At 74.8% G+C, this 19,965-nt stretch carries 14 protein-coding genes; 12 read left to right on the top strand and 2 right to left on the bottom strand.

What is annotated here, in order from left to right; genetic code table 11:
- The first annotated feature begins 3 nt into the window (after nt 1-3).
- Nucleotides 4-1,464 carry a HAMP domain-containing sensor histidine kinase gene (locus tag E4N63_RS08235; protein WP_230240336.1) on the top strand — a complete coding sequence of 487 codons (1,461 nt, stop codon included), beginning with the start codon at nt 4-6 and terminating at the stop codon, nt 1,462-1,464.
- A 48-nt stretch (nt 1,465-1,512) separates the two neighbouring features.
- On the opposite strand, the gene E4N63_RS08230 is transcribed toward E4N63_RS08235, so the two are convergent.
- Nucleotides 1,513-2,511, bottom strand: coding sequence for a TAXI family TRAP transporter solute-binding subunit (locus E4N63_RS08230; protein ID WP_125623526.1), 999 nt, complete (start codon nt 2,509-2,511; stop codon nt 1,513-1,515).
- 116 nt (nt 2,512-2,627) lie between these two features.
- Between E4N63_RS08230 and miaB the strand changes: the two genes are divergently transcribed.
- The 7 genes from miaB to hflX all read left to right on the top strand — a co-directional run bounded on the left by miaB (nt 2,628) and on the right by hflX (nt 11,334).
- The gene (gene miaB, locus E4N63_RS08225; protein ID WP_230240335.1) at nt 2,628-4,115 is read left to right on the top strand and encodes a tRNA (N6-isopentenyl adenosine(37)-C2)-methylthiotransferase MiaB; all 1,488 of its coding nucleotides are present in this window, start codon (nt 2,628-2,630) and stop codon (nt 4,113-4,115) included.
- A gap of 99 nt (nt 4,116-4,214) precedes the next feature.
- A complete protein-coding gene (locus E4N63_RS08220; RefSeq protein ID WP_230240334.1) occupies nt 4,215-4,931 on the top strand; it encodes a class III extradiol dioxygenase subunit B-like domain-containing protein in 717 nt (238 codons plus the stop codon).
- Between the two features lie 87 nt (nt 4,932-5,018).
- Nucleotides 5,019-5,957 (top strand): tRNA (adenosine(37)-N6)-dimethylallyltransferase MiaA, encoded by a 939-nt coding sequence (gene miaA, locus E4N63_RS08215; RefSeq protein WP_125626403.1) that lies wholly within the window; start codon nt 5,019-5,021, stop codon nt 5,955-5,957.
- Between the two features lie 106 nt (nt 5,958-6,063).
- Nucleotides 6,064-6,519: a hypothetical protein gene (locus tag E4N63_RS08210; RefSeq protein WP_125626408.1), complete on the top strand. Its 456-nt coding sequence runs from the start codon at nt 6,064-6,066 to the stop codon at nt 6,517-6,519.
- A gap of 89 nt (nt 6,520-6,608) precedes the next feature.
- The gene (gene dapF / locus E4N63_RS08205) at nt 6,609-7,499 is read left to right on the top strand and encodes a diaminopimelate epimerase (RefSeq protein ID WP_125626404.1); all 891 of its coding nucleotides are present in this window, start codon (nt 6,609-6,611) and stop codon (nt 7,497-7,499) included.
- 150 nt (nt 7,500-7,649) lie between these two features.
- The gene (locus E4N63_RS08200; RefSeq protein WP_230240333.1) at nt 7,650-9,713 is read left to right on the top strand and encodes a bifunctional (p)ppGpp synthetase/guanosine-3',5'-bis(diphosphate) 3'-pyrophosphohydrolase; all 2,064 of its coding nucleotides are present in this window, start codon (nt 7,650-7,652) and stop codon (nt 9,711-9,713) included.
- A gap of 115 nt (nt 9,714-9,828) precedes the next feature.
- Nucleotides 9,829-11,334, top strand: a complete 1,506-nt coding sequence (gene hflX, locus E4N63_RS08195; protein WP_125626406.1) for a GTPase HflX — start codon at nt 9,829-9,831, stop codon at nt 11,332-11,334.
- 107 nt (nt 11,335-11,441) lie between these two features.
- Here the strand turns inward: hflX and E4N63_RS08190 are convergent, their stop codons facing one another.
- Nucleotides 11,442-12,611 (bottom strand): serine protease, encoded by a 1,170-nt coding sequence (locus E4N63_RS08190; protein WP_125626407.1) that lies wholly within the window; start codon nt 12,609-12,611, stop codon nt 11,442-11,444.
- A 422-nt stretch (nt 12,612-13,033) separates the two neighbouring features.
- Between E4N63_RS08190 and E4N63_RS08185 the strand changes: the two genes are divergently transcribed.
- From E4N63_RS08185 to E4N63_RS08170, 4 genes are all read left to right on the top strand, one after another.
- Complete coding sequence (locus E4N63_RS08185) at nt 13,034-15,070, top strand: IucA/IucC family siderophore biosynthesis protein (protein ID WP_230240332.1); 2,037 nt, start codon at nt 13,034-13,036, stop codon at nt 15,068-15,070.
- Nucleotides 15,067-15,912 carry a GNAT family N-acetyltransferase gene (locus E4N63_RS08180; protein WP_230240331.1) on the top strand — a complete coding sequence of 282 codons (846 nt, stop codon included), beginning with the start codon at nt 15,067-15,069 and terminating at the stop codon, nt 15,910-15,912. Before E4N63_RS08185 ends, E4N63_RS08180 begins: the two co-directional genes overlap by 4 nt.
- Nucleotides 15,913-16,100: 188 nt before the next feature.
- Nucleotides 16,101-17,804 carry an IucA/IucC family siderophore biosynthesis protein gene (locus E4N63_RS08175; protein ID WP_230242403.1) on the top strand — a complete coding sequence of 568 codons (1,704 nt, stop codon included), beginning with the start codon at nt 16,101-16,103 and terminating at the stop codon, nt 17,802-17,804.
- Nucleotides 17,805-17,844: 40 nt separating this feature from the next.
- Nucleotides 17,845-19,836, top strand: a complete 1,992-nt coding sequence (locus tag E4N63_RS08170; protein ID WP_230240330.1) for an ATP-dependent DNA helicase — start codon at nt 17,845-17,847, stop codon at nt 19,834-19,836.
- Nucleotides 19,837-19,965 lie beyond the last annotated feature (129 nt).

Genomic DNA, 19,965 nt, shown 5'->3' with positions numbered 1-19,965 from the left:
CGGGTGCGTACACGACTCCTTCCGCTCCTCATCGTCCTCATGGCGGGCGTGCTGCTGGCGCTCGGCTTCCCGCTCGCGGCGAGCCAGGCCGCCGCCGAGCAGCAGCGGGTGGTGGTGGACCGGATCGACGACACGGCGCGCTTCGCCGCGCTCGCCCAGTTCGTGGCGGCCCGCCCGGAGGCGGAGGACTCGGGGAGGCCGGGGAGAGGGGCGCAGGCCGACGCGGGCGGCCGGCGGGCCGCGCTGGCCTCCCGGCTCGCGCGGTACCACGAGCTGTACGGGATCCGCGCCGGGGTCTTCTTCCGGAACCGCGAGGCCATGGCGGTGGCCCCGGCCGGCTGGACGGCCGCCGCGGACGGCGAGGGCGGGCAGGCGTTCAGCGAGGCCCTCGCGGGGCGCCGCAGCCACAATCCGCCCCAGGTCTGGCCCTGGCAGCGGGACCGGCTCACCATCGCCTCCCCGGTGGTCCACGAGGGCGACGTGATCGCCGTCGTCGTCACCGATTCTCCGACCGGGCAGATGCGCTCCCGCATCCTCCGCGGCTGGCTGCTCATCGGCGCCGGGGAGTCCGCGGCGATGCTCCTCGCGATCGGCGCCGCCATCCGGCTCACCGGCTGGGTGCTGAGGCCCGTCCGCGTGCTCGACGCCGTCACCCACGACATCGCCACCGGCCGGATGCACTCCCGGGTCGCCGTCTCGGGCGGCCCGCCCGAACTGCGCCGGCTCGCACGGTCGTTCAACGAGATGGCCGACACCATGGAGGACGTGCTCGAACAGCAGCGCGCCTTCGTCGCCGACGCCTCGCACCAGCTGCGCAACCCGCTGGCCGCGCTGCTCCTGCGGATCGAGCTGCTGGCGCTCGAACTCCCGGACGGCAACGAGGAGATCGCGTCGGTCCGCGCGGAGGGCAAGCGGCTGGCCCGGGTCCTCGACGACCTGCTCGGCCTCGCCCTCGCCGAGCACGCCGACCCGGACCTGCAGCTCACGGACATCGCGGACCTGGTGGCGGAACGCGTGGGCTCCTGGCGCCCGGTGGCCGACCGCGGGGAGGTCGGCCTCCGCTACGAGGGCCCCGCCGGAGCCACCGGCTGGGCCGACCCGGTGGCGCTCTCCAGCGCACTGGACGCCGTGGTGGACAACGCCCTGAAGTTCACCCCCGGCGGCGGGGACGTCACGGTCGGCGTGGAGGCCGTCGGGGACACCGTCCGCATCACCGTCGCCGACGGCGGCCCCGGACTCACCGAGGAGGAACTGGACCGGATCGGCGACCGCTTCTGGCGCAGCAACCGGCACCAGAACGTCTCCGGATCGGGGCTCGGCCTGTCGATCTCCCGGGCGCTGCTGGCCGCCGGAGGCGCCACCATCGGCTTCGCGCCCAACGAGCCGCGGGGCCTGCTGGTGACGATCACCCTGCCGCGGACCGCACCCCCGGAGCGCCCGCAGCCGTCGGAGCACCGGGCGTAGAAGGCGCGGCGCGCCGGTGCGCCCGGGGGGCGCGCGGCGGTGCCGCCCTCAGGACTTCACCGAGCGGTAGTAGCGGCTGGCGCCCTCGTGGAGGTCCAGCGGGTCGGTGAAGACCGCCGTGCGGAGGTCCACCAGCTGCGCCGCGTGCACGTCCCGTCCGATCTCGTCCCGGCTGTCGATGACGGTGCGCGTGATGGCCTCGGTGAGGCCCGGGTCCGTACGGTCGGTGGTGACCAGCAGGTTCGCCACCGCGACGGTCTTCACCGGCTGTCCGCGCTGCACCCGGGGGTAGGCGTCGGCCGGCATCAGCGCGGACCGGTACTGCCAGGTGTCCCGCCCCTGCCGGTGCAGTTCGTCCACGAGATCGCCGAGCTGCACCAGCCGGATGGGGAAGTCGTCCGCCAGATCCGCCACGGCCGTCGTCGGCAGGCCCCCGGACCAGAAGAAGGCGTCGATCCTCCCCTCGCGGAGCATGGCGGGCATCTTGTCGATCCCGACCCGCACGGCGGTGATGTCCTCGTCGGCGTCGAGCCCCGCCGCCCGCAGCAGGCGGTGGGTGATCAGGCTGACACCGGAGCCGGGCTGGCCGATCGCCACCCGCTTGCCGCGCAGCTCCCGCGCGCTGCCGATGTCCGAACCCCTGTCCACCACGAGCTGCATGTAGTCGTCGTAGAGCCGCGCGCAGGCCCGCAGCGACGCGGCGTCCCCGGGGTTCACGTCCTCGTACGCGGCCACGGCGTCGGCCGCGGCGATGGTGAAGTCGGCCTGGCCGGACACCAGCCGCTGGAGGTTCTGCACGGAGCCCTCGCTCGCGCGCAGCCGGACGTCCACCTCCGGGAGGTCCTCCGCCATCCGCTCCTTCAGCAGCTTCCCGTAGAGCGAGTAGACGCCCGTGGGGACACCGGTGCTGAACGTCATCGTGCCCCGCGGCGGCGGCCCGTCGCGCAGCGGCAGCAGCCACCACGCCAGCAGCGCCAGCGCCGCGCAGCCCGCGAGCGCGATCCGGGCGGCGCGGCGCCTGCCGATACGGGACAGCGCGGGAGCCATACGGGCAATCCTGCCAGCCCGCCCCGCCGGCGACCAGGGCCGTCCCGGAACGGGCCCGCGGGCTCCCGGAAGCCGGGGGCGGGGCGGGAGGCCGACCCCGTACCCTGGTGGGCGAGATGAGCGCGAAGACCTACGAGGTGCGCACCTACGGGTGCCAGATGAATGTCCACGACTCCGAGCGGCTCTCCGGACTCCTGGAGGACGCCGGATACGTCCGCGCGCCCGAGGGCCGTGCCGAGGGCGAGGCCGACATCGTCGTCTTCAACACCTGCGCGGTGCGGGAGAACGCCGACAACCGGCTCTACGGGAACCTCGGCCGGCTGGCCCCGCTGAAGGCGAAACGGCCGGGCATGCAGATCGCCGTCGGCGGCTGTCTCGCCCAGAAGGACCGGGACACCATCGTCAGGAAGGCCCCCTGGGTCGACGTGGTCTTCGGCACCCACAACATCGGCCGTCTGCCGGTGCTGCTGGAGCGCGCCCGCGTCCGGGAGGAGGCGCAGGTCGAGATCGCGGAGTCGCTGGAGGCGTTCCCCTCGACCCTGCCCACCCGCCGCGAGTCCGCCTACGCGGCCTGGGTGTCCATCTCCGTCGGCTGCAACAACACCTGCACCTTCTGTATCGTCCCCGCGCTCCGCGGCAAGGAGAAGGACCGCCGGCCCGGCGACATCCTCGCCGAGGTGGAGGCGCTGGTGGCCGAGGGCGTCACCGAGATCACCCTGCTCGGCCAGAACGTCAACGCCTACGGCTCCGACATCGGCGACCGCGAGGCCTTCTCCAAGCTGCTGCGCGCCTGCGGGTCCGTCGAGGGCCTGGAGCGGGTCCGCTTCACCTCGCCGCACCCCCGCGACTTCACGGACGACGTCATCGCCGCCATGGCCGAGACGCCCAACGTCATGCCGCAGCTCCACATGCCGCTGCAGTCCGGCTCCGACCGGGTGCTCAGGGCCATGCGCCGCTCGTACCGCCAGGAGCGCTTCCTCGGCATCATCGGGAAGGTCCGGGCGGCCATGCCCGACGCCGCCGTCTCTACGGACATCATCGTCGGCTTCCCCGGCGAGACGGAGGAGGACTTCGAGCAGACCCTGCACGTGGTCCGCGAGTCCCGCTTCGCACAGGCGTTCACGTTCCAGTACTCCAAGCGCCCCGGCACCCCGGCCGCCGAGATGCCGGACCAGATCCCCAAGGCCGTGGTCCAGGAGCGCTACGAGCGGCTGGTCGCCCTCCAGGAGGAGATCAGCTGGGAGGAGAACAAGAAGCAGACCGGCCGCGTGCTGGAAGTGCTGGTCGCGGAGGGCGAGGGCCGCAAGGACGGCGCCACCCGGCGCCTCTCCGGACGCGCCCCGGACAACCGTCTGGTGCACTTCACGCGCCCGGAGGAACCGGTCCGCCCCGGTGACATGGTCACCGTCGAGGTCAGCTACGCGGCCCCGCACCACCTGCTGGCCGAGGGGCCGCCGAAGGCGGTCCGGCGCACCCGCGCGGGCGACGCCTGGGAGCGGCGGAACGCCGCACCCGCCGCCCCGTCCGAGGTGATGCTCGGCCTCCCCACGGTCGGCGCCCCGCCGCCCGAGCCCGCTCCGGTCGCCGGCTGCGCACGCGACTGACGGCCGGGCCGGCGGCCGCTCCAGTCGCTTCCGCCCGGCCGCTCCGGCGCCCGGTCACGGCCCCGTGCGGGCGCCCGTCCGCTTGCTAGGGTTCCGGCCATGCTCGTCGCCGCCGCCGTGTGCCCGTGCCCGCCGCTGCTCGTTCCCGAGGTCGCGGCCGGGGCCGCCGCCGAACTCGACGGACTGCGGGCCGCCTGCTACGACGCCGTCGCCGTGCTGGCGGCCGCCCGCCCGGACCGCCTGGTGGTGATCGGCCCCGCCGAGCAGGCGGGCCGCGGGCCCCATCCGCAGGGCGCCCCGGGCTCCTTCCGCGAGGTCGGGGCCGACCGCGCGGTGCGGCTCGGCCCGGCGGACGGCCCGCCCGCCCCCGAGCGCGTCCTCCCGCTCTCGCTGGCGGTCGCCGGCTGGCTCCTGGAACGCACCCGCTGGGCCGCCGCACCGGTGGAGGGGCTCGGTGTCGGCGAGCCCCTGTCCGCCGACCGGTGCGCCCAGGTCGGCCGGGAGATCGCCACCGGCGCCGAGCGCGTCGCACTGCTGGTGATGGGGGACGGCAGCGCCTGCCGGTCCGTACGGGCCCCCGGCTATCTCGACGAGCGCGCCGCCGGATTCGACGCCGGGGTCGCCCGCGCGCTCGCCGAGGTGGACACGGAGGCGCTGATGGCGGTGGACGAGGAGCTCGCCCACGAACTCAAGGCGGCGGGCCGGGCCCCCTTGCAGGTGCTCGCCGGCGCGGCGGAGGGCGCCGACCTGGACGGGGAACTGCTGTACGACGACGCTCCGTACGGGGTCGGCTACCACGTCGCCACCTGGTCGTAGCGCTCCCTCCCGCCGCCGCCCCCCCGGAGCCCACCGCCCCGGCCCGCCGGGCGCCGGACGCGCCCCGGCCTTTGGGAGACTGGGAGGGTGAAGAGCACAGAAGGCGCCCCCCGAGTGATCGCTGTCGTCGGCCCCACCGCGGCCGGGAAATCGGATCTGGGCGTCGGTCTCGCCCTCCGGCTCGGCGGTGAGGTCGTGAACGCCGACTCGATGCAGCTGTACCGGGGCATGGACATCGGCACCGCCAAGCTCACCCCCGCCGAGCGCCGTGGCGTCCCCCATCACCTCCTCGACGTCTGGGACGTGACCGAGGCCGCGAGCGTTGCCGAGTACCAGCGGCTGGCCCGCGCCGAGATCGACCGGCTTCTCGCCGCGGGCCGCGCCCCCGTCCTGGTGGGCGGTTCCGGCCTGTATGTGCGCGGCGCGCTCGACGCCCTGGAGTTCCCGGGGACCGACCCCGCCGTACGGGCCCGTCTGGAGGGCGAGTTGGCGGAATCGGGCCCCGGCGCCCTGCACGCCCGGCTCGCCGCCGCCGACCCCGGGGCCGCCCGGGCGATCCTGCCGGGCAACGGACGGCGCATCGTCCGCGCCCTGGAAGTCATCGAGATCACCGGCCGCCCCTTCACGGCCAGCCTCCCCGGGCCCGAACCGGTCTACGACACCGTCCAGATCGGCGTGGATGTCGGACGGCCCGAGCTCGACGCCCGGATCGCCGCCCGCGTCGACCGCATGTGGGAGGACGGCCTCGTCGCGGAGGTACGGGAGCTGGAGGCCGCCGGCCTGCGCGAGGGCCGAACCGCCTCCCGGGCGCTCGGCTACCAGCAGGTGCTCGCCCATCTGGCGGGGGAGTGCACGGAGGAGCAGGCGCGCGACGACACGGTGCGCGCCACCAAGCGCTTCGCGCGCCGCCAGGACTCCTGGTTCCGCCGGGACCCCCGGGTGCACTGGCTGAGCGGGGCGGCGGACCACCGCGGGGAACTCCTGGGGCAGGCGTTGACGTTGGTCGAACGAGCGGTCACAGCCTGATCACGTGATGGCATCGGGACGCTCCGCGCGTCCTCGGCGGCCCGGCGGGCGTGCCATCATCGAGCTCTGATCGCATGGTGACGTCGAGTGGGGAGGGCGCGTGGCGATGGAGGCCGGCCCTCGTGACAGATCGCATTCCGTCGACGGGCCCCCGGGGCTCGACGGCCTTCCGGCGTCGCTGGCCCCCGACGGGCCGGAGGACGACGCGGCCGTTCCGGAGGGCGGCGAGTCCTTCCGGGAGATCCGCCCGCAGCGGCGGCTGCGCATCTGGCAGCTCGCGCCGATCGTGGTGCTGGCGGCCATCGGCTCCCTGATGTTCGCCTTCCCGCTGGCCTTCGCCTTCGGCGACGGCGGCGCGGTCGTCGCCATGCTCGGTCTGCTCATCAGCTGCTGCGCCGCGGGCTGGGGTGTGATGGCGGCCCGCCGGGCGGGACTCACCTGGCCCGGTCTGCCGGCCCCCGGTTCCGGCGGCCGGCCGGACTGGCGGATCGCCGGCCTCTACGCCCTCCTCGTCGTCACGGTGGCCCTGCTCTGCCTGTGGCGGGTGGCCCGGCTCCGCTGACCGGCTCCCCGCCCGGCCCTCCCGTGCCGCGGGGGCCGCGGGGAGGACCACCGGCGCGGGCGGCCACCGGGGCCCGTAGGATCGGAGAGGTGAGCACCGCACCCCTCGCCTTTCTCAAGGGCCACGGCACCGAGAACGACTTCGTGATCCTGCCCGACCCGGAGAACCGTCTCGACCTCCCCCCGGCGGCCGTCGCCCGGCTGTGCGACCGGCGGGCCGGCATCGGCGGCGACGGACTGCTGCACGTCGTACGCTCCGCCGCCCATCCCGAGGCCGCCGGTATGGCCGGTGAGGCCGAGTGGTTCATGGACTACCGCAACAGCGACGGCAGCGTCGCGGAGATGTGCGGCAACGGCGTCCGGGTGTTCGCCCGCTATCTGCAGCGCGCCGGGCTCGCGGCCGAGGGCGATCTCGCGCTGGCCACCCGCGCCGGCGTGCGCCGGGTGCACATCGCCAAGACCGCGGACGACGGCACCCCGGGCGACATCACGGTCGGCATGGGCCGCGCGCTGCTGCCCGCGGGCGAGGTGTCGGTGACGGTGGGCGGGCGCCGCCGGCCCGCCCGCAACGTCAACATGGGCAATCCGCACGCCGTGGCGTTCGTCGAGGACCTGGCCCACGCCGGGCCGCTGCTCGACCCGCCGCAGGTGACGCCCGCCGCCGCCTACCCCGAGGGCGCGAACGTGGAGTTCGTCGCCGACCGGGGCCCGCGCCATGTGGCGATGCGCGTCCACGAGCGCGGGTCCGGCGAGACCCGGTCCTGCGGCACCGGCGCCTGCGCCGTGATGGTCGCGGCGGCCCGCCGGGACGGCGCCGACCCGGCGGTCACCGGACATCCCGCGACGTACACCGTGGACGTCCCCGGCGGACGGCTGGTGATCACCGAACACCCCGACGGCGCCGTCGAGATGACCGGCCCCGCCGAGATCGTGGCCGAGGGGATCCTCGACGCCCGCTGGCTCGCGGCCGTTCTCCCCTGATCTTCGCTCGATCGGGTGGCGTGAGCCACGGAGAGCGACAGCCGCCCGGCTCTCCGTGATGGGGTCGTGGCATCAGCCGCCGGCCCGGGCGCCCGCCGGCCTCCGGGGCACGCGGGACCGCCCCGGCCGGCCGAGTCGCCGGAGGTGCCCATGTGCGCAGAGCCCATGAGACCCGTCCCTCCCGTCCGCAGGCGCGGGCGCCCCCGCATCGACCTGCGCAGGCTCGGGCACGCGGCGCTCCGCGGCCCGGCCCCCCGGCATCCGCTGCCGGACGCCATCGAGCACGTGGCCAAGGTCCACCGCGCCCACCACCCCGGCGCCGACCTCGACCCGCTGCGCCGGGCGTACCTCCTGGCCGAGTCCTCGCACCGCGGGCAGACCCGCAAGAGCGGCGAGCCGTACATCACGCACCCGCTCGCCGTCACCCTGATCCTCGCCGAACTCGGCGCCGAGACCACGACGCTGACCGCCTCCCTGCTGCACGACACCGTCGAGGACACCGACGTCACCCTGGAGCAGGTGGGCGAGGAGTTCGGCGAGGAGGTGCGCTACCTCGTCGACGGCGTCACCAAGCTGGAGAAGGTCGACTACGGTACCGCCGCCGAACCCGAGACCTTCCGCAAGATGCTGGTCGCCACCGGCAACGACGTCCGGGTGATGTCGGTGAAACTCGCCGACCGGCTGCACAACATGCGCACCCTCGGCGTCATGCGCCCCGAGAAGCAGGCCCGGATCGCCCGGGTCACCCGGGACGTCCTCATCCCGCTCGCCGAGCGCCTCGGCGTGCACGCCCTCAAGACCGAGCTGGAGGACCTGGTCTTCGCGGTCCTGCACCCCGAGGCGTACGAGCGCACCCGCCGCCTGGTCCGGGAGCGCACGGCCCGCCCCGGCCCGCTGGAGGCCACCGCCGAGCGGGTGCGCGCGGTGCTGCGGGAGGCGGGCATCGCCGCCGAGGTCCACGTCCGCCCGCGGCACCTGGTCTCCGTCCACCGGGTGCGGCTGGGGCGCGGTGAGCTGACCGGGGCGGACTTCGGCCGGCTGCTCGTCCTGGTCGCCGAGGACGCCGACTGCTACGCCGTCCTCGGCGAACTGCACACCTGCTTCACCCCGGTGGTCTCCGAGTTCAAGGACTTCATCGCGGCGCCCAAGTTCAACCTCTACCAGTCGCTGCACACCGCCGTCGCCGCCCGGCGGGACGGCGAGGTCACCGAGGTCCTGGTGCGCACCCACCGGATGCACCGGGTGGCCGAGGCGGGCGTGGTGGCGCTGGGCAATCCGTACACCGCGGACGGCGGCCAGGAGGGCGCGGAGGCCCCGGACGGCGAGCGCGCCGACCCGACCCGGCCGGGCTGGCTCTCCCGGCTGCTCGCATGGCAGCGGGACACCCCGGACCCCGACACCTTCTGGGCCTCGCTCCGCGAGGAGCTCGCCGAGGACCGCGAGATCACGGTCTGCGAAGCGGGCGGGGCCACGGTGGTCCTCCCCGCCGGCGCCAGCTGTGTGGACGCCGCCTACGCGCTGCACGGCGGCGGCGCCCACTCCTGCATCGGCGCCCGGGTCAACGGCCGGCTCGTGTCGCTGGCCAGCGTGCTGCGCGACGGCGACACCCTCCAGCTCCTCATGGCGTCGCAGGACGGAGCCGCGGGCCCGTCCCCCGAGTGGCTGGAGTGCGCCCGGACCCCCGCCGCGCGCATCGCCATCAGCGGCTGGCTGGCGGCGCATCCGGCGGCCGCCGTCCGGGAGACGGCCCGGAGCCGTCCCGCCGGGTCCGCGGCCCCGGACGCGGCCGGCCCACCGCACGGGACGCGGGGCGGCGGACCGGCCGGCGGCTGCCGGGTCACCCTGCTCGCCGAGGCGTTCGGCCGGCCCCGGCTCCTCGCCGAGCTCACCGAGGCCATCGCCCAGCAGGGCGCCGCCGTCGTCTCGGCCCGCGTCGAACCCCCGCACGAGCAACGGGTCCGGCACACCTACACCCTGCGGCTCGCCGGCCCGGCCGCGCTGCCCGCGCTGGTGCGGGCGATGCGGAAGGTGCCCGGGGTCTACGACGTCAGCCGGCTCGGCGGGCCGGCCGAGGGGGCGCCGCGCGCCGCGGGGGCGCTGTCCCGCGGTGCCGTCCCCGGGGCCGCCGACGGTCCCGCCCGGCCGCCGCAGGAGCCCGCGGGCGGCCGGGGCGCGGACCGGGAGAGCCCGGCACCGGCCCGTAAACCGGGGTGACGGGCCGCCCGGCCCGTGGGACGATCGTGGCACCGGCACGGCAGCGGTCCCCGGGAATCCTCCGGGAGTCCCGGGCGTTGTTCCCGGCAGGAATCCCCATCGACGTAAGGATCCAATGACCCCCTCTTCCTCTCCTTCCCAGGACACCGAGCGCTTCGCGCGTACCTCCTCGGCCAGTCTCCGTGCCGACGCCCTGATGGAAGAGGACGTCGCCTGGGGTGACGAGTTCGACGAGCTGCGTGACGGCGAGCAGTACGACCGCAGCGACCGCGCGGCCCTGCGCCGGATCGCGGGCCTGTCCACCGAGCTGGAGGACGTCACCGAGGTCGAGTACCGGCAGCTGCGCCTGGAGCGCGTGGTGCTGGTCGGCGTCTGGACGTCCGGTACGGCGCAGGACGCCGAGAACAGCCTGGCCGAGCTGGCGGCCCTCGCCGAGACGGCGGGCGCGCTGGTGCTGGACGGTGTGATCCAGCGCCGTGACAAGCCCGACCCGGCCACGTACATCGGCTCCGGCAAGGCCGTGGAGCTCCGCGACATCGTGCTGGAGACCGGGGCGGACACCGTCGTCTGCGACGGTGAGCTCACGCCCGGCCAGCTCATCCATCTCGAAGACGTCGTCAAGGTCAAGGTGGTCGACCGGACCGCGCTGATCCTGGACATCTTCGCCCAGCACGCCAAGTCCCGTGAGGGCAAGGCGCAGGTCTCCCTGGCGCAGATGCAGTACATGCTGCCCAGGCTGCGCGGCTGGGGCCAGTCGCTCTCCCGGCAGATGGGCGGTGGCGGCTCCGGTTCCTCCGGCGGCGGCATGGCCACCCGTGGTCCCGGTGAGACCAAGATCGAGACCGACCGGCGGCGGATCCGCGAGAAGATGGCGAAGATGCGCCGGGAGATCGCGGAGATGAAGACCGGCCGCGACGTCAAGCGGCAGGAGCGCAAGCGCAACAAGGTGCCCTCGGTCGCCATCGCCGGGTACACCAACGCCGGCAAGTCCTCGCTCCTCAACCGCCTCACCGGGGCGGGAGTCCTGGTGGAGAACGCCCTGTTCGCCACCCTGGACCCGACCGTGCGCCGGGCGGAGACGCCCAGCGGACGGGCCTACACCCTGGCCGACACCGTCGGATTCGTCCGGCATCTGCCGCACCACCTGGTCGAGGCGTTCCGTTCCACCATGGAGGAGGTCGGCGAGGCCGATCTCATCCTGCACGTGGTGGACGGCTCGCACCCGGTCCCGGAGGAGCAGCTGGCCGCCGTCCGCGAGGTGATCCGCGAGGTGGGCGCGCAGGACGTGCCCGAGATCGTGGTCGTCAACAAGGCGGACGCGGCCGACCCCCTCGTCCTCCAGCGGCTGCTGCGCACGGAGAAGGGCGCGATCGCCGTCTCGGCCCGCACCGGCCGGGGCATCGACGAACTGCTCGCGCTGCTCGACGAGAAGCTGCCCCGGCCCCGGGTCGGCATCGAGGCCCTGGTGCCGTACACGCAGGGCGGTCTGATCTCCCGGGCGCACGCCGACGGCGAGGTCATCTCCGAGGAGCACACCGGGGAGGGCACGCTGCTCAAGGCGCGGGTCCACGAGGAGCTGGCCGCCGAGCTGGCCCCGTACGCCCTCGCCGGACAGCGCTGACCCCCTGAATCCGGCCGCCCGGCGGACGGACGGACAGCGGTATGGCGGAAGGCCCGCCCCCCAGCCGGGGGCGGGCCTTCCGCTGCGTACCGTTCCCGCGCCGCCCGCTACGAGGCGAACTTCCGGCTGACCGAGTCGAAGACCGCCTTGGCACCCGCACCCAGCTGCGGACCGGCGAGCCAGCCGCCCGTCACCGGGCCGATGGAGGTGTTCGACACCAGCGCCGTCTCGTTGTTCACCGAGGCGAACCAGCCGCCGCCCGAGGAGCCGCCCGTCATGGTGCAGCCGATCCGGTACATGGTGGGCTGGTCCTGGAAGAGCGAGAGGCGGCCCGGCGCGTCCACGCAGGAGAACATCCGTACGCCGTCGAACGGCGGTGCGGCAGGGTAGCCCCAGGCGCCCATCGAGCGGATGTCCTGCACCGACGGGGTCTCGAACGCGACCGGCAGCGCCGCGCCGACGGTCTCCTCCAGCGACCTGCCGCTGCCCTCCTCGGGCTTCACATGCAGCACCGCGTAGTCGTACGGGGCGCCGGCGCCGCCCTCCTGGGCGCCCCGGGAGATCCACTCCTGGGAGGTCGAGGCCCAGTCCGACCACCAGATGCCGTACGGGGCGACCTGCTCGCGGGGGGTGTTGGCGATCTGCTCCGCGGGCACCTCGTTGTCGTTGTACGAGGGCACGAACACGATGTTGCGGTACCAGCCGCCCTTCTGCCCGGCGTGCACGCAGTGCCCGGCCGTCCACACCATGTTCGACCTGCCGGGGTTCGCCGGGTCCTTCACCACGGTGCCCGAGCAGACCATCGAGCCCTCGGGGCCGTCGAAGAACACCTTGCCGACCGGGGCCGCGTTCCGGTGGTACGGGGTGTCCACCCGCTGGGCCTGCACGGGATCGGGTGTCGGGTCGGTGACGCCCTGCTCCTCGGCCACGTCGGTGGGAACGGTCTTCTCCGGGACGTCGGCGTCCTTCATCCGGTCCGGCTTCCACAGGTCGTCGATGACCGGGTTGATGAACTCGTTGGCCTCGCGCAGCCAGTCGTCCTTCTTCCAGTTCTTCCAGTCGCCGTTCCGCCACTTGTCGAGGTCGAGACCGAGCTCCTTGAGCCGGGAGTTCAGGTCGTCGGGCAGGGCGAGGTCGTTCTCGCCGCCGCCCTGCCCGGCGGTGGCGGCGGCCGGGTCGCTCGCGTTGTCGTCCGTGGGTCCGCACGCTGTCGCGGTGACCGCGAGCACGGCGGCCAGCGCGGCCGCGGCGAGCGCCGGCCTGCGTATCGATGCCATGGGTGGAACTCCCCGTTGAAATCCGGAAGATGGAAGGATCATGGACGCCGACAAGGCTGTCGGACTCCCACTATGCCGTGCCGCTGAGGACGCACCCGGCCAGGGCTCCGGTTCCTGCACGGGCACCGCCAAGGATCTTCGCAGCGACCGTGATCTCCACCCTTCGCCCTCGTTGTATACGGGGGGACGCCGGACGGCGTTCACGGGGCACCGATCACCGTGCGCCGCCGCAGCGGCCCCACGGCCGGTGCAGGCCACCGCGCGGAGGGCCTCTCCCGTCCGCCGCCGGCCCCCGCCCGTCACCCGGTGGCCGCCCGGCCGGGGAAGGCCGGCCACCGCGACCCTGCGACTGCGACGACGAAGGAGACAGGCGCCACCGCCCCGGACCGCGCACCGCCCGGGCCGGCCGCGCCGGACCGGACATGAACGTACGCACCAGCGGGCCCGAGGCGCCCGCCGCAAGCCCCGCCCCCGCGCCCGCCACTCCCGCTCCCGGCCCTCCGGACGTCGGCGCCCCGGACACCGCCGCCCGGGCCCCGGCGACCCCGGCGTCCGACACCCCGGACGCCGGCGCCCGTCTCCGTTCCCGCCCGGACGTCGCGCCCGCCGTCCTCCCGGCCCAGGGCGCCGCCGCCCCGGCCCTCCACCCACCGGCCCTCCCGCCACCGCCGCGATCCGCTGGACCACCCGATCCCGGCACCGCCGCCGACACGGCCGCCGCCGAGAACCTGCTGCGCTGCTGGGTCCGGGAGACGGGCACCCCGGCCCCGGCCGGGAACACCCTCCGCATCCCGCTCACGGCCTGCGGCACCGCCCTCCGGGTGCCGGTCCACCACTGGTCCGCCTGCGGCTGGCACCGGTTCGGCACCCCCGTCCTGGTCGGCGCGCCGGAGGACTCCCCGCCCGTGGACGCGGTGGCGCTCGCCGCGCTGCTGGTCCGTGAGGCGCGGTACGGCGCCCGGGGCCGGTCCGTCCCGGGTGACGGGGCCGACCTCGTGGGGCGCGTCGCCGATTCCGTACGCCGTACCGCCGCGTTCCTCACCGCCCGGCGGGCGGACCCGGAGACCCCGCCCGGCACCGCGCGCTTTCTCGACGGGGAGCAGGCCCTGCTGCTCGGCCACCCGCTCCATCCCACACCCAAGAGCCGTGAAGGGCTCTCCGACGCCGAGGCGGGCGTCTGCTCGCCCGAACTGCGCGGCGCCTTCCCGCTGCACTGGCTGGCCGCCGCCCCGTCCGTGCTGTCCGCCGACTCGGCCTGGACCGAACGCGGCCGGACCGTCCCGGCCGAACGGCTCGCCGAACGCCTGGCCGGCCCCGGCGCCGTGCTCCCGGAGGGCACCGTGCCGCTGCCGCTGCACCCCTGGCAGGCGCACGCCGTCCGGCATCTCCCGGCCGTCGCCGAACTGCTCGACCGCGGCCTGCTGCACGACCTCGGCGCGCACGGCCCGGTCTGGCACCCGACCTCCTCCCTGCGGACCGTGTACCGGCCGGACGCCCCCGCGATGCTCAAGCTCTCCCTCGGCCTGCGGATCACCAACTCCCGCCGGGAGAACCTTCCCAAGGAGCTGCGGCGCGGCGTCGAGGTGCACCGGCTGCTCCGCACCGGTCTGGGGGAGCGGTGGCAGAGCGCGCATCCGTCGTTCGACATCGTCCGCGACCCCGCCTGGCTGGCCGTGCGCGGTCCGGGCGGTGAGCCGGTACCGGGCCTCGACGCGGTGATCCGGCACAACCCGTTCCGCCCCGGGGACGACGCCGTCTGCGTCGCCGGGCTCGTCTCCCCGCGCCCCTGGCCGGGCCGCGGCGACCGGGGCGTCCCGGCCGTGCGCTCCCGCCTCGCCCAGGTGCTCGGCGACCTTGCCGCCCGTACGGGCCGCCCGCCGGCGGCCGTCGCCACCGAGTGGTTCCTGCGCTACCTGGAGGCCGTCGTCCGCCCCGTCCTGTGGCTGGACGCCACGGCGGGGATCGCGCTGGAGGCCCACCAGCAGAACACCCTCGTCCTGCTGGACGCGGAGGGCTGGCCGGCGGGCGGCCGGTACCGTGACAACCAGGGCTACTACTTCCGGGAGTCGCGCCGCGCGGAGCTCGAACGGCGTCTGCCCGGCATCGGCACCGCGAGCGACACCTTCGTCCCCGACGAGGTCGCCGACGAGCGCTTCGCCTACTACCTGGGCATCAACAACGTCCTCGGCCTCATCGGGGCGTTCGGCTCCCAGCGGCTCGCCGACGAGCGGATCCTGCTGGCGGCCTTCCGCCGTTTCCTCACCGACGCGGCGCGCGGCGGCACCGGCCACGGCGGCGCGGTCTCCCCGCTGCCCCGCCTGCTGCTGGAGTCCGCGACCCTGCGCTGCAAGGCCAACCTCCTCACCCGGCTGCACGGTCTGGACGAGCTGGCCGGCCCCGTCGACACCCAGTCCGTGTACGTCACCGTCCCCAACCCCCTTGCCGCGTCCGGGGCATGACGGTTGAGCACGGCCGGACCGCCGACGGGCCCGCCGGCACGGCGGACCCGCCCGTCTCCAGCACGGCCGACACCGTGGACCTGCGCCTGCCGGGCGGGGCCCCGGACGGCGGCGGGGAGGGACCGGCCCGGGACGCGGACCCCCCGGCGGCCGGCCGGGAACGGGCGGCGGGCGCGCACGGCCTCCCCGTCGGGAGCACCGGCGGGGCGCCGGACGCGGAGAGCGCGCCCGGCCCGGCACCCGGCCGGGAGCTGCTCGGGGACATCGCGGCCTGGGGACCGGCCGCCGTACGGGCCGGCTCCTTCCGCCTGCTCCCGGTCCGTGCCGAGCGCGACCTGCCGCTGCTCGCCCGCTGGCTCGGCGACCCCGCGGCCGCCGGCCTCCGTGACGTCCGGGACCGGGCCGGCACCCCACCCCCCGCGGACCCGGTGGAGGCGGCTGCCCGCCGTCTCAGCGCCCGTCGAGGCGGTGACGGCCGCGACGTCCCCTGCCTGGGCCTCCTCGACGGCGTACCGATGAGCTACTGGGAGATCTACCGTGCCGATCTGGCCCCGCTCGCCCGCCACTACCCGACCCGCCCGCACGACACCGGGATCCGGCTCCTCCTCGGGACCGCCGACCGCGGACGCGGGCTGGGCAGCGCCCTGCTGCGCGCGGTTTCCGGCCTCGTCCTCGACAATCGGCCATCCTGCACCCGAGTCGTCGGTGAACCCGACCTCCGCGACACACCGTCCGTGGCAGCCTTTCTCCGTGCGGATTTCCGTTTCTCGGCCGAGGTGGACCTCCCCGGCAGACGCGCCGCCGTGCTGATCCGCGACCGTTCCCCGCACGGCCCCCGGTGATGCGCGCCTGTGCCCGCCCCGTTCCGCACACCCGTCCCGCACCCCACCTCGTCCCGTCCCGCAGCCCCATCCCTCCGCACCGCAACTCCGCCAGCCACTCGGCCCGTCCCCGTTCCGCCGTCCGAGGAGCAAGATTGCGTTCCACACCCCAGCAGCGCCAGGCCGCCTGGCAGCGCGCCGCCCGCCGCATGTTCGCCAAGATGCTCGGCGAACTCGCCTACGAAGAGGTCCTCACCCCCGAGCCCGACGGCGACGACCCGCACAGCCACCGGCTCACCGTCGCCCCCGGCCTCACCTACCGCTTCCGGGCCCGCCGCGGCGCGTACGGGCACTGGCGGGTGGACCCCGAGACCATCGAACCCTCCGCCGACCCGATGCTCTTCGTGGCCCGCGCCCACCGCACCGTCCTCGGTCTCTCCGGTGACACCACCGGCCACCTCATCCGGGAACTCACCGCCACGCTCGCCGCCGACACCCGCCTCGACGAAGGGGCGCTCAGCGCCGCCGAACTCGCCGACCTCGGCTACGCAGAACTGGAGGGCCACCAGACCGGCCACCCCTGGCTCGTGGCCAACAAGGGCCGGGTCGGCTTCTCCGCACGCGACACCGAGCGCTGGGCCCCCGAGGCCCGCCGGCCGCAGCGGCTCCCCTGGATAGCCGTCCACCGCGAACTCGCCGCCTACCGGGGCGTCCCCCGCCTCGACCGCCCCGACCACCTCTACGCCGAGGAACTCGCCCCGGAGACCCGCGCGGACTTCGCCCGCGCCGTCGCCGCGCAGGGCCGCGACCCGGAGGACTATCTCTGGCTGCCCGTCCACCCCTGGCAGTGGGACGAGAGCATCGCACCGCTGTTCGCCCAGTACATCGCGGACGCCCGGATCATCCCGCTCGCCGAGGACGGCGACCTCCGGCTGCCCCAGCAGTCCATCCGCACCTTCCTCAACATCAGCCGCCCGGAGGCCCGGACCGTCAAACTGCCCCTGTCGGTGCTCAACACCCTGGTCTGGCGCGGCCTGCCGACCGAACGCACCCTGGCGGCCCCCGCCGTCACCGCGTGGGTGCACGCCCTGCGTGACAACGACCCCTTCCTGCGCGACGAGACCCGGGTCATCCTGCTCGGGGAGACCGCCTCCGTCACCGTCGAACACCCGGTCTACGACCGGCTGCCGGACGTGCCGTACCAGTACCGGGAACTGCTGGGCTGCATCTGGCGCGAGTCCCTCCTGCCGCAGCTCGACCCGGGGGAGCGGGCCCGCACCCTGGCGTCCCTGATCCACACCGATCCGCGGGGACGCTCCTTCACGGCCGAACTCGTGTCCCGCTCCGGCCTCGCCCCCGAAGCCTGGCTGCGCCGCCTCTTCGCCGCGCTGCTGCCGCCCCTGCTGCACTTCCTGTACCGCTACGGCACCGTCTTCTCACCGCACGGGGAGAACGCCATCGTCGTCTTCGACGAGCGCGACATACCGGTGCGGCTGGCGGTGAAGGACTTCGTCGACGACGTCAACATCAGCGCGGAGCCGCTGCCCGAGCACGAGGGCATGCCGGAGACGGCCCGGGAGGTCCTGCTCACGGAGGAGCCCTCCTTCCTCACCCAGTTCATCCACTCCGGGCTGTTCGTCGGCGTCTTCCGCTACCTGGCCCCGCTCTGCGAGGAGCAGCTCGGCGTGGAGGAGGACGAGTTCTGGTCCCTGGTGCGCCAGGAGATCCTGCGGCACCAGGCCCGCTTCCCGGAGGACAAGGAGCGGTTCGAGACCTTCGATCTGCTCAGCCCGCGCATCGACCGGCTCTGCCTCAACCGCAACCGGCTCCATCTGGACGGCTACCGCGACCGGGCCGACCGGCCCCACGCCGCCGTCCACGGGACCGTCCCCAATCCGCTGGCCCGGATGTGAGGCGGGCGTTGTCGGTCCCTCCCCTTAGGGTGGTCACGCTATGACGAAGCCCTCTCTCCCCGAGCTGCTGCACGCGGCCGTCGCCGCCGTCGGCGGCACCGAGCGTCCCGGCCAGGTCACCATGGCCGAATCGGTCGCCGAGGCCATCGACGACGGCTCCCATCTGCTCGTGCAGGCGGGCACCGGAACCGGCAAGTCCCTCGGCTATCTGGTGCCGGCCCTCGCTCACGGAGAGAGGGTGGTCGTGGCGACGGCGACCCTCGCCCTCCAGCGCCAGCTGGTGCAGCGCGACCTGCCCCGCACGGTCGAGTCCCTTCGCCCCCTGCTGCGCCGCCGCCCCGAGTTCGCCATGCTCAAGGGCCGCTCCAACTACCTCTGCCTGCACCGGCTGCACGAGGGCGTGCCGCAGGAAGAGGAGGACGGCCTCTTCGAATCGGCCACCCCCAGCAGCAAGCTCGGCAAGGACCTGCTGCGCATGCGGGACTGGGCCGACGAGACCGAGACCGGTGACCGGGACGCCCTCTCGCCCGGCGTCTCCGACCGGGCCTGGGCCCAGGTCTCCGTCTCCTCCCGCGAGTGCCTCGGCGCCTCCCGCTGCGCCTACGGAGCCGAGTGCTTCGCCGAGGCGGCCCGCGAGCGCGCCAAGCTGGCCGATGTCGTCATCACCAACCACGCCCTGCTCGCGATCGACGCCCTGGAGGGCGCGCCCGTGCTGCCGAGCCACGAGGTGCTGATCGTCGACGAGGCCCACGAACTGGTCTCCCGGGTCACGGGCGCGGCCACGGGCGAGCTGACCCCCGGATCGGTCAACCGCGCGGTGCGCCGTGCCGCCAAGCTCGTCAACGAGAAGGCGGCCGACGCGCTGCAGACCGCCGCCGAGGGCTTCGAACGGCTGATGGAGCTGGCCCTCCCGGGCCGTCTGGAGGAGATCCCGGAGGACCTCGGGTACGCCCTGATGGCGCTCCGCGACGCCTCACGCACGGTCATCACGGCCCTCGGCAACACCCGCGACAAGTCCGTCCAGGACGAGGACGCCGTCCGCAAGCAGGCGCTGGCCTCGATCGAGAACGTCCATGCCGTGGCGGAGCGCATCGTGGAGGACTCCGAGTACGACGTCATCTGGTATGAGCGGCACGACCGGTTCGGCGCGTCCCTGCGGGTGGCGCCGCTGTCGGTCTCGGGGCTGCTCCGCGAGAAGCTCTTCACCGACCGCTCCGTGATCCTCACCTCCGCGACCCTGCGGCTCGGCGGCGACTTCAACGGCGTCGCGGCCTCGCTGGGCCTGCCCCGGGAGGGCACGGTGGCGGCCGCCGGGGAGGACGGGGAAGGGGACGCCGAGCCGGTGCCGCAGTGGAAGGGCGTCGATGTCGGCTCGCCCTTCGACTATCCGCGGCAGGGCATCCTCTATGTCGCCCAGCACCTGTCGCAGCCCGGACGGGACGGCGGCCGCGGAGACATGCTCGACGAACTCGCGGAGCTGGTGGAGGCGGCCGGCGGGCGGACCCTCGGTCTCTTCTCCTCCATGCGCGGGGCGCGGGCGGCGGCGGAGAATCTGCGGGGCCGGCTGGACCTGCCGGTCCTGCTGCAGGGCGAGGAGACTCTGGGCGAGCTCATCCGGGCCTTCGCAGAGGATGACCGCACTTGCCTCTTCGGCACCCTCTCGCTCTGGCAGGGCGTCGATGTCCCCGGCCAGAGCTGCCAGTTGGTGGTGATGGACCGCATCCCCTTCCCGCGCCCGGACGACCCGCTGATGAGCGCACGGCAGAAGGCGGTGGAGGAGAACGGCGGCAACGGCTTCATGGCCGTCGCCGCCACCCACGCGGCCCTGCTGATGGCGCAGGGCGCCGGCCGGCTGGTCCGCGCCACGGGTGACCGGGGTGTGGTCGCCGTGCTGGATCCCCGGCTGGCGCGGGCCCGGTACGGCAGCTTCCTGCGCGCCTCGATGCCGGACTTCTGGTACACCACCGACCGCAACCAGGTGCGCCGCTCCCTGGCGGCCATCGACGCGGCAGCCCGCGCCGAGGAGCGCTGACGGACGGCCGACCTGTTCCGGTCGGCGCGTGGGCGGCTGGGGCGCTCCCGGACGGGGGCCGGGGGCGGTCGCAAGGGTGAGCCCCGGAACCGGCGCAGTGGTTCCGGGGCCCGGCCGTGTGGGCGCGTG

The organism is Streptomyces sp. MNU89 (genome assembly GCF_020982505.1).
Classification (GTDB): Bacteria; Actinomycetota; Actinomycetes; order Streptomycetales; family Streptomycetaceae; genus Streptomyces; species Streptomyces xinghaiensis.
The sequence above is the reverse complement of the archived record's forward strand: the minus strand, read 5'-3'. Positions and strand labels throughout refer to the sequence as shown.